The sequence below is a fragment of the Kitasatospora sp. NPDC093550 genome, from assembly GCF_044764985.1.
Taxonomy (GTDB): domain Bacteria; phylum Actinomycetota; class Actinomycetes; order Streptomycetales; family Streptomycetaceae; genus Kitasatospora.
This window is the reverse complement of sequence record NZ_JBIWJF010000002.1, coordinates 86,280-100,268: the sequence shown is the minus strand read 5'-3', so window position 1 is coordinate 100,268 and position 13,989 is coordinate 86,280. Positions and strand designations below refer to the sequence as shown.

Here is a 13,989-nt window from a genome sequence, read left to right as displayed (position 1 = left end):
GGTCGGGGCGAGGCGGGGCCGGGGGAGGCCGGCTCAGGCGGTGCGCGGCTTCCGTACGGCGCGGACGAGGCCGAACAGGGCCAGCAGGACGACCGTCAGGGCGTAGAGCGAGACGGCGGTCCCCAGGCCGTACAGATTGGTCAGCAGTCCGGCGAGGACGGCCGGGACGCTCATGGCCAGGTAGCTGAGCACGTAGTAGGCGGCCAGTGTGCCGGCGCGTTCGCCCGGGGCGGCCGGGGGCAGCAGCAGGCGCAGCGCGCCCTGGGAGACGGCGCCGAAGCCCGCGCCCGCCAGGGCGGTGCCGGCGAACAGCGCGGTCAGGCTGTGCAGGTGGGGGCCGCTCAGGGTCAGCAGGGCGCCCGGGATCAGCAGCGCGGTGCCGGCCAGGCTCGCGGTGCGGGCGGGCAGGGCCCGGGCGGCGTGACCGGCGAGGCCGGCCGCGGCCGTGAGGGTGAAGAAGACCAGCCCGCCGGTGGCGGGGGTGGCGTGCGGGGCGATGAGCCGGGCGAGCGAGGGGCCGAGGGAGGAGGAGAAGCCGCCCAGCGCCCAGGCCGCGACGACGCCGGGCGCGACGAGCGCCATGGCCGGCCGGGAGGCGCGGGCGACGGCGACCGAGGGGCGCAGCGTGCGCCGGTCGAGCGGGCGGGTGCGGACGGTCTCGGGGGTCCGCAGGACGGCGGCGGCCTGCGCGGCGAAGAGCAGGAGCAGCAGGAGGTGGACGGTACGGGTGGGGGCGGGGGCGTACCGGACGAGGGCGGTGGCGGCCAGCACGCCGACCGCCATGCCGGCCACGGGGGTGATGCCGTTGGCGGCGGTGGCCCGGCCGGGCCGCTCCGGGTCCTCGAAGTCCAGCAGGGCGGCTCCGGCGGCGCTGGTGGCCACGCCGGTGGCCAGGCCCTGCAGGATCCGGGCGGCGATCAGTGCCGGCACTCCCTGGGCGGTGGCGAAGACGGCCATCGCGAGGCCCTCCGTCAGCAGCGCCCCGGCGAGGACCGGGCGCCGGCCCAGCTGGTCCGAGAGCGTGCCCGCGGTGAGCAGCGCCGCCAGCAGGGCGAGCGCGTAGGCGCTGAACACGACGGTCAGCGTCATCGCCGAGAAGTGCCAGGACTCCTGGTACAGCGCGTAGAGCGGGGTCGGTGCGCTGGAGGCCGCCAGCAGGCCGACCAGCACGGAGGCGTGCAGCCGGAAGGCACCGCGGCGGCCCAGCACGGGCGGTCGGCGGGGGCGCAGGCGGTGGCGCGGATGGGGGCGCCGGTGGGGGTGGGACTCGGACGGTAAGGCCGTGACGCTGGTCATGGAACACCTCGAAGCCTTTAAGGCGAATGCTTTGCGTTAAGCACCCTAGGCCCGAGTCCACCAGAAACGCAAATATTTAGCTTTTAGCTGCCGAAGGAAGGTCCGACCCGGCCGAGCACCGCCGCCACCAGCCGTCCGGCGTACGCCTCGGACAGCTCCGACGGCCGGAACAGGATCCGGTACATCAGCGGCGCGACGACCACGTCCAGCAGCGTCTCCACGTCCGGCACGGCCTCCCCGCGCCCCGCCGCCCGCACCCCGATGGCCTTCAACTGCTCGGCCGCGTAGTCGGAGCACCGCGTCGCGTTGCCCTGCTCGGGATCGCCCAGGAGGGCGTCACGGATGTACGTGCGACCCGCCGTCGAGTCCATCTCCTCGGCGAACTGCACCGTCCACGCCTCCAGGTCCGCCCGCAGGCTCCCGTGGTCGGCCGGCGGCGCGTCGGGCCGCAGCCGCTCCACCGCCACGTCGGACAGCAGCTCCCGCAGGTCCCCCCACCGCCGGTACACGGTGGACGGCGTCACGCCCGCCCGGGCCGCGATCAGCGGCACCGTGAGCGCGTCCCGCCCCACCTCCGCCTCCAGGTCGCGGACCGCCTGGTGCACGGACTGCTGAACACGGGCACTACGCCCGCCGGGTCGTGTGGTCGCTCGGGCACTCATGACCCCAGCTTAACGCGAAGGAGTTGCGTCTGGCCCGCGACCAGGCCCGGCCGAGCCCCCGCGTGCCTGCCGCTTCCCGGCACGCGGGGGCGCCGGTGCCGTTACGCGACCGCCCGCCCCGCGGCGAGGAAGGCCGTGAGGTCGGCGGCGAGCCGCGGGCCGAGCTCGCCCCAGCCCTCCTTGTAGCCGTAGACGCCGCCCAGCGTGCGCGCCTCGTAGTCGCCGTTCATGATCTCGATGTCGTCGGCCGTGATGAGCGCCGGGTGGGCGACGCCGACGGCTGCCGAGACCTTGAGGAGCTCCTTGCGCAGGGTGCGCAGGTACATGGCCGCGCGCTCGGCCTTGGAGGCCGGGTCGACGCCCCGGGCCAGCCACGGGTTCTGGGTGGCGATGCCGGTGGGGCACTTGTCGGTGTGGCACTTCTGCGCCTGGATGCAGCCGATCGACAGCATCGCCTCGCGGGCCACGTTGATCATGTCGACGCCCAGGGCGAAGGCGACGGCGGCGTTCTCGGGCAGACCGAGCTTGCCGGAGCCGATGAAGGTCAGCTCGTCGGTCAGCCCGAGCTCGGCGAAGGTGCCGTAGACCCGGGAGAAGCCCATCCGGAAGGGCAGCGACACCGAGTCGGCGAAGATCCGCGGCGCCGCGCCGGTGCCGCCCTCGCCGCCGTCGACCGTCACGAAGTCGACGCCGCGGTCGCCGCGCGCCATCAGGGTGGCCAGCTCCCGCCAGAAGCCCAGCTCGCCGACCGCGCTCTTGATACCGACCGGCACCCCGGTCTCCGCGGCCAGCAGTTCGACGAAGTCGAGCATCGAGTCGACGTCGCCGAACGCGGTGTGCCGCGAGGGGGAGGCGCAGTCCTGGCCGACCGGGATGCCGCGGATCCCGGCGATCTCCGCGGTCACCTTGGCGCCCGGCAGCATCCCGCCCAGCCCGGGCTTGGCGCCCTGGGAGAGCTTGATCTCTATCGCCTTGACCGGGGCACCGGCCACCACGTCCTTGAGCTTGTCGAGGTTGAAGCTGCCGTCCTCGTTGCGGCAGCCGAAGTAGGACGTGCCGAGCTGCAGGACGAGGTCGCCGCCGTTGCGGTGGTACGGGGAGAGGCCGCCCTCGCCGGTGTTGTGCATCGCGCCGGCCAGCGCCGCGCCCTTGTTGAGCGCCGTGATCGCCGCGCCGGAGAGCGAGCCGAAGCTCATCGCCGAGATGTTGACCAGGCTCGCCGGCCGGAAGGCCTTGGCGCGCCCCCGCGGCCCGCCGAGCACCTTGGCCGAGGGCAGCGGGGCCTGCGGGTCGTGCACGTCGGGCACGTCGGCGGCGAAGGTGCGCTGCTTGACGTAGGCGTGGCCCTGCACGTGCTCGACGTCCACCTCGGTGCCGAAGCCGAAGTAGTTGTTCTCCTGCTTCGCCGAGGCGTAGATCCAGCTGCGCTGGTCCCGGCTGAACGGGCGCTCCTCCTCGTTGGAGGTCACGATGTACTGCCGCAGCTCCGGTCCGATCGTCTCCAGCAGGTACCGGGCGTGCCCGAGCACCGGGAAGTTCCGCAGCAGCGCGTGCTTCTTCTGGATCAGGTCACGGGCTGCCAGGAGCGCTACCGCCGTTGCCGCGGCCGCGCCGATCTTCCGGGCTTGCATGGACGTTCCTCCTGGGTGCAGGGATGGACGCACGGGGATGCGAAGGGATGCGCACCGCACGCGCCTCGCATGCTAGGGGGCCGTTCGCACCGGCCTGCGGCCAGGGGCCTCGTCCGCTGTCCGGCCCCGGGCCGCCCGGGCGTCCCGGCATCCGGACACGCGCCTGGCGTTCGGTCGGCCAGCAGCCGGTGTTCAGCCGTCGTACACGCGGTTTCCACGTCGCGTCACCAGAGTTCGGCCTCGTGCCTACCTCACACTCGCGCTCCGGCGTCGCCTCCCTGTGCGCCGCGGCTTTGACGCTTTCAGGACTGGCCTTCACCGGCGTCGTCGCGGCGCAGCCCGCGGCCGCCGCGTCCCCGGCCGGCTACCAGAACGTTCGGATCAACGAGGTCACCTCGTCGAACAGCGACACGGTGGAGCTGTACAACGCCGGCTCGACCGCCGTCAGCCTCAGCGGCTGGAAGATGTCGGACGACGGCTTCTCCCCGCAGTCGTTCAGCCCGTCCTCCACCACGATCGCGGCGGGCGGCTTCGTCACCTTCGACTCGCCCAAGGGGCTGGGTGACTCGGACAAGCTGGTGATCTACACCTCCGACGGCACGGTGGTCGACCGGGTCGAGTGGGCCACCGGTGCGGCCAAGCCGGCGATGGCGCGCTGCGGCGGTGACGGCACCGGCGGGTGGGTGACCGCCACCGCCGCCACCTTCGGCGCCGCGAACGCCCCGGGCTGCCCGTCGTCGACGCCGGCGGCGAGCCGGGTGCGGATCAACGAGGTCACCTCCGACGGCGCGGACACCGTGGAGCTGTACAACGGCGGGACGAGTGCCGTCAGCATCGGGTCGTGGAAGTACGTCGACAGCGACACCGCCCACTCCCCCGTCTCGATCTCCGCCTCCGCACCGAGCGCGACCACCGTCCCCGCCGGCGGCTACGTCACGTTCGACTCCGCCCTCGGCCTGGGCGACAACGACTCGCTCTTCCTCCTCGACGCCAACGGGACCACCCTCGACTCGGTGACCTGGGCGACCGGCGGCGCCAAGCCCTCGGACGAGCGCTGCGCCAACGGCACCGGCCGGTTCCGGACCGCCACGACCGCGACGCTCGGCGTCGCCAACTCCTGCTCGGGCAGCGGCGGTGGGGGCGGCGGCCAGACCGGCCGCCTGCTGGGCGGCGGCGGCGCGCTCACCAGCGGCTGCACCCCCGAGGCACCCGGCGGCACCGGCTCCACCCCGGCGGGCACCCTGGCCTGGCCCGGCGGACTGGACGTCACGATCGCCGACAACGTCTGCGCCTTCACCACCTCCACCGGTCCCGAGGGCCGTGACCTGAGCGGCCTCGCCTTCGACCCGGCGAACCCCTCGGTGCTGTGGGCCGCCAAGAACAAGAACTGGCTGTACAAGCTGGTGAAGAGCAACGGCACGTGGATCCCGGACCCGTCCTGGAGCGCGACCGGCAAGCAGATCCGCTTCGCCGGCGGCGCCGGCCAGCCGGACTCCGAGGGCCTGACGGTCGGCGGCAACGGCCACCTCTACGTGACCTCCGAGCGCGACAACACCGACAACACCGTCCCCAAGGACACCATCCTGGAGTACGACCCGGCCGCGCCCGGCTCGACCCTCACCCCGCTCCACCAGTGGGACATGACCTCGCAGTTCCCGCAGCTGAACACCGGCAGCAAGGACGACGCCAACCTCGGCTTCGAGGGCGTCGGCTACGTACCCGACAGCTGGCTGACCGCCAACGGCTGGGTCGACCCGCGCACCGGCGCCGCCTACAACCCGGCGAACTACCCGCTGCACGGGGGCGGCCTGTACGTCGCCGGCCTGGAGTGGGACGGCACCCTGCACGTCTACGGCCTGAACTCCGACGGCACGTTCACCACCTTCGGCACCGTCGCGACCGGCAAGGTCTCCGTGATGGACGTGACCTTCGACGCCGGCACCCAGCGCATCGTCGCGACCTGCGACAACACCTGCGGCGAGACCCACACCTTCCTGAAGGTCGACGCCGCCGGGGCCATCGTCCCGGACGTGACCTACGGCAACCCGGCCGTCATGCCGGTCGACAACCTGGAGGGCTTCGCCCTGGCGCCGACCTCGACCTGCGTCAACGGCTTCCGCGAGGCGGTCTGGAGCGACGACGGCGTCTACGGCTTCGGCTCCGGGAGCTCCTCCTACGGCCACGCCCTCTACAGCGGCACCTTCCCCTGCTGATCCCCGCCCGTAGCCGACAGACGGCCCGGGCCCGCACTGCTGCGGGCCCGGGCCGTCTCCTGCGTCTGCGCCCCTCCGTCACCCTCGGACCGTCAGCCTCGGACCGTCAGCCTCGGACTGTCAGCCGAGGACCGTCAGCCTCGGACCGTCAGCCTCGGACCGTCAGCCTCGGACCGTCAGCTGACCGCCGCCGTGGCGGCCGTGGCGGCGGTCACCGCGGCGATGGCCGCGATGGCGACGCGCATGTTCCGGATCGCCTGACCGACGGAATCGCCCGCCCAGTCGCCCGCCGCGATCTCCGCGAAGCGCAGCTCGACCCGCGCCCGCGGGAGGTCGGGGAAGGCCAGCGCGTGCAGCCGGGCGCCGTGCAGGAGGGCTATCAGCGTCGCGGTGCGGACGTCGGGCGCCTCGTGATGCCGGATCACGGCCGTCAGCCGCGCCCGCAGTTCACGCTCGACGGAGCCGTCCGCCTCCGGGTAGCGCCGGACCGGGAAGAGGCCGAGGACCCGGCGGCTCTCCTCGACGACCAGGCCGCGCTCGCACAGCCGCTGCACGGTGGACCGGACGGCTGTGGCGTGGTCCCTGGTCAGCCACTCCGCCGCCTTCGCCTTGCCGGGGGCCTTGCGCCCGACCCACTCGGTGAGCCGCTCCAGGCGCTCGTCGAGCAGCGGGTCGCCGGTCGGCGTGCGGTCGGTGACGGTGATCCGGCCTTCGTCGAGCGCGACCCGCCCGGCCAGCGCGAGGTCGGCGAGCAGCCCGCCCGCCACCGCCCACCCGGCGCTCGAACTGTCCTTCGCCACACCGGACTCGTCGTCCAGCGAGAGCAGCATCAGCTCCTCGGCGAGGGTGACGTGCATGTGCCATTCCTTTCCCTGTTCGGACCGGCCACCCCGCGGCTGCCTGCCGGCCGCCACAGCTGGGTGTCCTCAGCCAGCAACGCCCACCCGCACGTTCCGGTTCCCGGCCGATCCTCGCCCGCGGGAGCACGGTTTCGGCGGCCGCACGACCGGAACATTACCGGCCAGTAATTTGGCTGATCACCATCTCCTCTGAAAGGCCGTCAGATCGCTACGCTCCCCCGGACGAATGATCACAGCGCCGCATGATCCGAGGTCAGCGCGGTGCGGAGGCCGGGGAGCAGCGATGGAACGATCCAGGCGGAACAGCGCACAGCGGACGGCGAGCGTGGTGCTCGCCGCGGTGGTCGTCCTCGGCACCGGCGCGGCCGCCCGGCCCGCGGCGGCTGCCCCTCAGTCCGCCGGACCGGTCCGAGCGGCGCCGGGCCCGGGCTCGTTCCGCCTGGCCGACATCCCCGCGAAGGACGGCGTCGTCCTCAAGGCCGACGTCTTCACCCCGCCCCCCGGCACCCCGGGCGCCGACCCCCAGGGGCGCTACCCGCTGGTGGTGCAGCCGGCCAGCTGGGGCCAGAACGACCTGGAGTACGTCGCCCAGGGCCACGCCCTCGCCGGCGCCGGGTACGTCGTCGTCACCTACACCGTGCGCGGCTTCTGGGCCTCCGGCGGCGAGGTCGACGTCGCCGGGCCCAAGGACGTGGGCGACATCTCCACGGTGATCGACTGGGCGCTCGCCCGGACCCCCGCCGACCCGCAGCGGATCGGCATGGTCGGCCTCTCCCTGGGCGGCGGCCTCACCCTGCTCGGCGCCGCCTTCGACCCGCGGATCAAGGCCGTCGCCTCGCTCAGCGGCTGGGCCGACCTCACCGACTCGCTGTACAGCGGGCAGACCCGGCACCTCCAGGCGGCCGCGGTGCTCGCCGGGATCCAGGCCCCGACCGGCCGCAAGAGCCCCGAGTTCGCCCGGGTGCTCGACGACCTCTTCGCCGACCGCGACCTGCCCGACGTCATCCGCTGGGCGGACACCCGCTCCCCGGCGCGCTACCTGGACCGGATCAACGCCAACGGCACCGCCGTCCTGCTGGCCAACGCCTGGGGCGACAGCTTCTTCAACCCCGGTCAGATCACCGACTTCTACCAGCGGCTGACGGTGCCCAAGCGCCTCGAACTGCGCCCCGGCGACCACGCCAGCCAGGAGTTCACCGGCCTGCTCGGCCTCTCCAACGCGGCCTGGAGCAGCGCCCGGTCCTGGCTCGACCAGTACCTCAAGGGCGCCGGGGCCGACGCCGGGGCCGGAAGCGAGGCCGGGTCCGGCGTCCCGGCCGACCGGCGCCTGCCGGTGGACCTGGAGGTCCGCCCCACCGGCCGCCACGAGAGCCACCCCGACTGGCAGTCGGTGGCCACCCGCACCGACCACCTGGCCGTCGGCGCCGACACCCTCGGCGACCCGGCCGCCGGGCCGTGGCACCGGACCGTCCTCGGCGACCTGCCCTCCGGCGCGCACGCCGGAGTCGCCCTGCTCTCCGGCATGGTCGAGCAGGCGCTGCACCAGCCGCCCACGGCCGTCATCCCGCTGCTCGCCCGCCCGGCCGCCGCCGTCTGGCAGTCCCAGCCGTACCCGCAGGGGCTCTCCGTCCGGGGTGCGGCCCGCCTGCACACCTCCGTCAGCTCCACCAGCCCGGACGGCACGGCGGTGGCCTACCTCTACGACGTGGACGCCCTCGGCATCGGCCGGCTGGTCTCCCACGGCCCGCAGAGCTGGAGCGGACGCACCCCCGGCCGGCCCTTCCCGCTCGACGTCACCCTCTTCGCCACCGCGTACGACGTCCCGCCCGGCCACCGCCTCGCCCTGGTCCTCGGCACCCGCGACGCCCTCTACGGCGGCACCACCCCGCTCGGCAGCACGGTGACCCTCGCCTCCACCCCGGACGACCCCACCGAGCTCGCCCTGCCCGTCCGCTGAGGGGCACGGCCCCGAACCGTTGACAGTGCCACGCCGGGCTCCTAGCGTGGCGCAGTCGATTACCCGCGAGTAGGGACTGTTGATGGCCGAGGCCCGCCCGTACGACCTGGTCCTGTTCGGTGCCACCGGGTTCACCGGCGGGCTCACCGCCGAGTACCTGGCCCGCACCGCGCCCGAGGGCTGCCGCTGGGCGCTCGCCGGACGCGACGAGGGCAGGCTCGCCGCCGTCCGGGCGCGGCTGGCGGAGATCGACCCGCGCTGCGCGGACCTCCCGCTGCTGGTCGCGGACGCCGCCGACCGCGAGGCGCTGCGCGCCGTGGCCGCCTCCACCCGGGTGGTGGTGTCCACCGTCGGCCCGTACCTGCGGCACGGCGAGCCGCTGGTGGCGGCGTGCGCGGACAGCGGCACCGACTACGTGGACCTCACCGGCGAGCCGGAGTTCGTCGACCGGATGTACCTCCGCCACCACGAGCGCGCCGTGGCCACCGGCGCGCGACTGGTGCACGCGTGCGGCTTCGACTCGGTGCCGCACGACCTCGGCGTGCTGTTCACCGTCGAGGAGTTGCTGCGCCGCGGCGGCCCCGCCACCCGGGTCTCGGTCGAGGGCTTCGTCCGCGCCGGCGGCACCATCTCCGGCGGCACCTTCGCCTCCGCGATGACGGCCTTCTCCCGGCCGCGCGCGATGGCCCGGGCCGCCCGGGCCCGCCGCGCGGCCGAACCCCGCCCCAGGGGACGGCTGGTCCGCACCCCCACCGGCCGCCCGCACCACTCGCGCACGGCCCGGGCCTGGGCGGTGCCGATGCCCACGATCGACCCGCAGGTGGTGTCCCGCTCGGCCGCCGCGCTGGACGCGTACGGCCCGGACTTCGGCTACACCCACTACGCGGCCGTCCGACGGCTGCCGATCGCCCTCGGCGGCATCGCCACCGTGGCGGCGGTCGCCGTCGCCGCCCAACTCCCCGTGCTGCGCCGCGCCCTGGGCCGTCTGCGCAAGCCCGGCGACGGCCCGAGCGCCGAGCAGCGGGCCCGCTCCTGGTTCGCCGTCCGCTTCGTGGCCCGGGCCCAGGGCGGGCCGACCGTGCTCACCGAGGTCTCCGGAGGCGACCCGGGCTACCAGGAGACCGCCATGATGCTGGCCGAGTCGGCGCTCTGCCTGGCCTACGACGACCTGCCGCCGGTGGCCGGGCAGCTGACCACGGCGGTGGCGATGGGCCGGCCGCTGATCGACCGCCTGATCGCGGCCGGCCTCTCCTTCCGGGTCCTGGACGCCCGGCCGAGGACCGCCCCCGGCCGGTAGGGCCCGCCGCGGGGACCGGCTCAGGGCCACCCGCCTCGGGGACCGGCTCAGGGCCACCCGCCTCGGGGACCGACTCAGGGCCACCCGCCGTGGGAACGGCCTCTCACCTGGTCCCGGCCCGGACGCCGCCGCCGCGCGTGCCCGTGCTGCGCCTCCTGCGCAGCCTGAGCGAGCCCAGGACACCGCGCAGCCCGCGCGCCCGGCCCGGGGCGGCGGGCGCGGCTGCGGGCGCGGACGCGTACCGGGAGCTGGTGCCCGTCCAGGAGGTGAGGGCCACCCGGAACGCGTCGAGGAGTAACGCGAAGCGACCGGTGTCCAGGACCACGCCTCCCGAGGGTCCGGTGACGGTGCCGACGCCCGAGCCCGAACCCGAGGCCGAGACCGAGCCCGGGACGGCGGGGAAACCGCTGCTGACCGCCGAGTACAGCCACCGGAAGCGCCGTTCCTCCGCCTCCAGCCGCCCGCTGACGTCCCGCCGGGCCTGCGCCGGAGAGAGCCGGCCGTCGGCCATCCGGGCGGCCACCGCGTTGAAGGTCTCGCCGTCGTCACCGTCCCCGCCGTCACCGTCACCGTCGCCGTGGCCGGCGCCCGCGAGGTCGTTGGCGAGGATCCCGCAGGTCGAGAAGGAGTCCAGGAGGTCGCGCACCAGGGGGTCGCTCCAGTCCGGCGTGACGCACTGCTCGGCGAGTTCGCACCACATGGCGGCCAGCAGCATGCCGCCGTCGGCCGGCCGGATCGTCAGGTACTCGCGCAGCGTGGGCGTCCGGCCCGGCTGGACGTAGTGCACCAGCTTGTCGCGCGCCGCGACGATCCACGCGTCCAGGTGCTCGCGGTAGCGCTGCCACCAGAAGTCGGGCATGGTCGCGCGGGTCTGCCGCACCAGCTCCGCCAGCGCGTGGACGGCGGGATGGTCCCCGGGGGCGGGCCCGGCGCTCTCGGCGCCGACGCGCAGCAAGGACCGGGTGAACCGCTCGATCGCCTCCGGCGGGGCGGTACGGAGGTCCCCGTCCAGCAGGTCGTCGGTGGTCCAGGTCCACAGGGCCCAGCGCGTGGCCAGGCTCAGCGGGGCGCTGCGGGCGGTCGGCCAGGCCCTGAGGCACAGGTCCACGTACCCGTGCGCGAGGTACGCCTCGGGGGCGGGGTGGAGGCCGTGCCGCCTCAGGAAGTCGAGCGCGTCAAGGCTCAGGTCGGCGCGTACGGCTTCCCGCTGCTGCGGGACGCGGCGGTGGAGGTCAGTCACCGGTCGGCTCCTCGTACAAAGGACCCGCGCCGGCCGAAGCATGATCCTCGACCGGCGCGCGGCGTGAGTGGTCTCACGCAATGACAGACCAACGACCGTCGAGCCCAGCCGATGCGCCCCGCACACCAATCCGCGATGCCACCCGCCCGTTGGCCCCCGCCCTCCCCGGGGTCAGGCCCGGGCCCGCCCGCCGAGCAGATCCGGGTTGCGGCTGAGGCGGAGGGTGTCGACCTCCACGTAGCGGCGGGAGGTGGCCCCCCAGTCCAGGTTGCCGCGCATCCAGGCCTTCATGCCGTCGGTGAAGGTGCCGACGGCGGCCCGGTCGGCCTCCCGCAGGCCGTACCAGCTGCCGCAGAGGGTGTCGAGGGACTCCTCGGCGCGCAGGAAGACGTCGATGTCGCGGGCGACCTTGCGGTACACGTGGTCGATGGCGTCCTGGAGGCCGCAGCCGAGCTCCCGGCTCACCGCGAGCACGCCGTTGGTCACCTCCCCGACGACGAGCTCCTTCCGCAGGGAGAGCACGTCGTTGACCCAGACGACCACGTCGGAGGCCTTGTTGACCATCGTGCGCAGCTGCTCGGACTCGTGGAGCAGGGCGGGCACCTCCAGGCCGGCCGCGTACTCCAGCAGGTCCAGCGAGGGCGTGATGCCGCCCGAGGCCCGGCGCAGCTGGGTGTAGCCGCTGAGCGCCGGGACGTGCCGGTGCTCGCGGTTGACCGCCTCGTAGCGGAAGGCGTCCAGGAACTGCCCCATGTGGGTGATGAAGCGCAGCTGCCACCGGGTGCTCTGCCGGTCGGCGAGTCGCCGCCAGACCTCGGCGAGCTCGTCCGCGAGCGGCGGCGAATCCCCGGCCGGCGGTGCGTCATCGGCTCGCGGCGCGTCCCCGGCCGGCGGTGCGTCATCGGCCGGCGCCGGCCCGGCGGGCCGGAGCGAGAGGGCGGCGAGCATCCGGAGAGTGGTGCGGGTGTGGCCGGCGGCCTCCGCCGAGGCGTAGCCGTCGTAGAGGTCGTCGATGACGAAGGCCCAGGTGAACCAGCCCGCGAGCGGCGCGAGCCGCTCCGCCCGCAGGTGCGGGTAGCAGCGGGCGATGAGCTCGCCCAGGTGGGTGTCGGCGAGCCGCTGGCGGGCGCGCGGCCCGTCCACCAGGCGGTAGCGGTCGGCCCACTCCAGGATGAGCCGCTCCAACTCCTCGCGGTGCGGGGACATCCGGGCGGGGAGCCGGTACAGGGCGTGGTCGGGGTCGGGCAGCAGGCGCAGGTCGAGGGGGACGGTGCGGGGGGTCGTCATGCGGGTGTCAGCCTCCTTCGGGACGGTCCGTGCCGTGCCGTTCCGTGCCGTGCCGTTCCGTGCCGTGCCGGTCCGGTGCGGTCCGGTGCGGTCCGGTGCGGTTCAGGGGCGGCTGTGCAGCCGCAGGCGCAGCGGGGCCGGGTGGATCACCGTCCACGGGCGGGGCTCGACCAGGTGCGCGGGCAGCGGACCCGGCGGCGGTTCCAGCCGCCACCGGGAGGTGATGACCGCGACGGCGAGGGTGAGTTCGGTCAGGGAGTAGACGTCCCCGATGCACTGGCGGGAGCCGGTGCCGAAGGGGACGTAGGCCTGACGCGGGTGTTCGGCCTGACGGGCGGGCGACCAGCGGTCGACGTCGAAGCGTTCGGGGTCGGGGTAGTGGTCGGGGCGGTGGTGGAGGAGGTAGGGCGAGAGCAGGACGGCGGTGCCGGGGCGCAGCTGCACGCCGGCCAGCGCCACGGTCGCGGTCACGGTGCGGCTGTAGAACCAGGCGGAGGGGTAGAAGCGGAGCGTCTCCGCCACCACGCGGCGGGCGAGGTCCAGCCGCTTGACGTCGGCCAGGGTGACCTCGGCGGGCGTGCCGTCCGGGCGCTGCCGGGCGGGGAGGACGGCGCGCGCCTCCCGGGCGACGGCGTCGGCCAACTCCTCGTCCCGGGAGAGGAAGTGCAGCGCCCAGCCGAGCGCCGAGGCCGAGGTGCCGATGCCGCCGGTGAGCATGGTGACGACCTGGTCGCGCATCTCCCGGTCGGTCAGCCCCTCCCCGATCATCAGCGCGAGCAGGTCCTGAACGCCGCCGTCCCCGGTGCGTCCGCCGCCGCGCCGCTCCTCGATCGCACCGGCGACCTCCGCGCTCACGGTGCGGCAGGCGTGCCGGAACCGGCGGTTGGCCCGCGTCGGGACCCGGTCGAGCCAGCGGAACGGGGAGCGCATCTGCCGGCCGATTCCCTGGTGGAAGTCCGGGTAGACGGCGGCGATCCGGGCCACCGCGGCCGAGGGGCCGTCCGCGGAGAACATCGTCCTGGTGATGATCCTGGCGATCAGCTGGTAGGCGTACTCCTCGACCTCGATCACCCGGCCGTCCCGCCAGCCGCCCGCGGTGGCGTGGATCTCCTCCAGCATCACCGGCAGGTAGCGGTCGAAGGCCTCCGGCCGGAACGCGGGCTGGAGCTGCCGCCGCTGCCGCCGGTGCACGTCGCGGGACGTGGAGCCGAGCCCGTCGCCCAGGAACCAGCGCAGCTTGTCGAAGAGCGGCCCGCCCTTGTCGAAGTGCCGGGTGTCGGTCAGCACATGGTGGAACAGCTCGGGGGTGCAGACCATCACCGCCCGCTGCGGCCCGAGCCGGAGCTCCACCAGCTCCCCCTGCTCGGCCAACGAGCGCAGGAACGGCAGCGGATTGCGGAACAGCGCCGGGACGTGCCCGAGCAGCGGAACGGCGCCCGCCGCCCGGGCGAAGCGGTGGGCGGCGGTACTGGTCGTGGTGGTGTTCGCGGTGGGTGCCGTCATGTCTCCCCGTTCGACGCAGGGCGGAAATCCGGAGCCGACGGGC

At 74.5% G+C, this 13,989-nt stretch carries 10 protein-coding genes; 3 read left to right on the top strand and 7 right to left on the bottom strand.

From position 1 onward, the window contains the following. Positions 1-33: 33 nt before the first annotated feature. The 3 genes from ACIRD3_RS03615 to ACIRD3_RS03605 all read right to left on the bottom strand — a co-directional run bounded on the left by ACIRD3_RS03615 (position 34) and on the right by ACIRD3_RS03605 (position 3,589). Positions 34-1,296 (bottom strand): MFS transporter, encoded by a 1,263-nt coding sequence (locus ACIRD3_RS03615; RefSeq protein ID WP_402211022.1) that lies wholly within the window; start codon positions 1,294-1,296, stop codon positions 34-36. An 83-nt stretch (positions 1,297-1,379) separates the two neighbouring features. Beyond that, on the bottom strand, positions 1,380-1,958 hold the full coding sequence (locus ACIRD3_RS03610) for a TetR/AcrR family transcriptional regulator (RefSeq protein WP_402211019.1): 579 nt from the start codon (positions 1,956-1,958) through the stop codon (positions 1,380-1,382). Positions 1,959-2,059: 101 nt separating this feature from the next. Next, positions 2,060-3,589 carry an FMN-binding glutamate synthase family protein gene (locus tag ACIRD3_RS03605; protein ID WP_402211016.1) on the bottom strand — a complete coding sequence of 510 codons (1,530 nt, stop codon included), beginning with the start codon at positions 3,587-3,589 and terminating at the stop codon, positions 2,060-2,062. A 242-nt stretch (positions 3,590-3,831) separates the two neighbouring features. Here ACIRD3_RS03605 and ACIRD3_RS03600 point away from each other — a divergent pair, with 242 nt between their 5' ends. After that, positions 3,832-5,802: a lamin tail domain-containing protein gene (locus ACIRD3_RS03600; RefSeq protein ID WP_402211013.1), complete on the top strand. Its 1,971-nt coding sequence runs from the start codon at positions 3,832-3,834 to the stop codon at positions 5,800-5,802. A gap of 176 nt (positions 5,803-5,978) precedes the next feature. Here ACIRD3_RS03600 and ACIRD3_RS03595 read toward each other — a convergent pair whose 3' ends face one another. Further along, positions 5,979-6,659 (bottom strand): GPP34 family phosphoprotein, encoded by a 681-nt coding sequence (locus tag ACIRD3_RS03595; protein WP_402211011.1) that lies wholly within the window; start codon positions 6,657-6,659, stop codon positions 5,979-5,981. 286 nt (positions 6,660-6,945) lie between these two features. Between ACIRD3_RS03595 and ACIRD3_RS03590 the strand changes: the two genes are divergently transcribed. Then, positions 6,946-8,619 carry a CocE/NonD family hydrolase gene (locus ACIRD3_RS03590; protein WP_402211008.1) on the top strand — a complete coding sequence of 558 codons (1,674 nt, stop codon included), beginning with the start codon at positions 6,946-6,948 and terminating at the stop codon, positions 8,617-8,619. Between the two features lie 82 nt (positions 8,620-8,701). Next, entirely contained in the window at positions 8,702-9,916 is a 1,215-nt protein-coding gene (locus tag ACIRD3_RS03585; protein ID WP_402211005.1) for a saccharopine dehydrogenase family protein, read from the top strand. A 103-nt stretch (positions 9,917-10,019) separates the two neighbouring features. Here ACIRD3_RS03585 and ACIRD3_RS03580 read toward each other — a convergent pair whose 3' ends face one another. The 3 genes from ACIRD3_RS03580 to ACIRD3_RS03570 form a co-directional block, all read right to left on the bottom strand. After that, positions 10,020-11,156: a hypothetical protein gene (locus tag ACIRD3_RS03580; protein WP_402211003.1), complete on the bottom strand. Its 1,137-nt coding sequence runs from the start codon at positions 11,154-11,156 to the stop codon at positions 10,020-10,022. Between the two features lie 171 nt (positions 11,157-11,327). Beyond that, positions 11,328-12,443 (bottom strand): hypothetical protein, encoded by a 1,116-nt coding sequence (locus tag ACIRD3_RS03575; protein WP_402211000.1) that lies wholly within the window; start codon positions 12,441-12,443, stop codon positions 11,328-11,330. A 102-nt stretch (positions 12,444-12,545) separates the two neighbouring features. After that, entirely contained in the window at positions 12,546-13,946 is a 1,401-nt protein-coding gene (locus ACIRD3_RS03570) for a cytochrome P450 (RefSeq protein ID WP_402210997.1), read from the bottom strand. Positions 13,947-13,989 lie beyond the last annotated feature (43 nt).

What these genes read in the sequence shown, in the direction of transcription:
- ACIRD3_RS03605 (WP_402211016.1), bottom strand. Translation starts at nt 3,589, where the DNA reads ATGCAAGCCCGGAAGATCGGCGCGGCCGCGGCAACGGCGGTAGCGCTC.
- ACIRD3_RS03570 (WP_402210997.1), bottom strand. Translation starts at nt 13,946, where the DNA reads ATGACGGCACCCACCGCGAACACCACCACGACCAGTACCGCCGCCCAC.
- ACIRD3_RS03595 (WP_402211011.1), bottom strand. Translation starts at nt 6,659, where the DNA reads ATGCACGTCACCCTCGCCGAGGAGCTGATGCTGCTCTCGCTGGACGAC.
- ACIRD3_RS03575 (WP_402211000.1), bottom strand. Translation starts at nt 12,443, where the DNA reads ATGACGACCCCCCGCACCGTCCCCCTCGACCTGCGCCTGCTGCCCGAC.
- ACIRD3_RS03585 (WP_402211005.1), top strand. Translation starts at nt 8,702, where the DNA reads ATGGCCGAGGCCCGCCCGTACGACCTGGTCCTGTTCGGTGCCACCGGG.
- ACIRD3_RS03610 (WP_402211019.1), bottom strand. Translation starts at nt 1,958, where the DNA reads ATGAGTGCCCGAGCGACCACACGACCCGGCGGGCGTAGTGCCCGTGTT.
- ACIRD3_RS03590 (WP_402211008.1), top strand. Translation starts at nt 6,946, where the DNA reads ATGGAACGATCCAGGCGGAACAGCGCACAGCGGACGGCGAGCGTGGTG.
- ACIRD3_RS03615 (WP_402211022.1), bottom strand. Translation starts at nt 1,296, where the DNA reads ATGACCAGCGTCACGGCCTTACCGTCCGAGTCCCACCCCCACCGGCGC.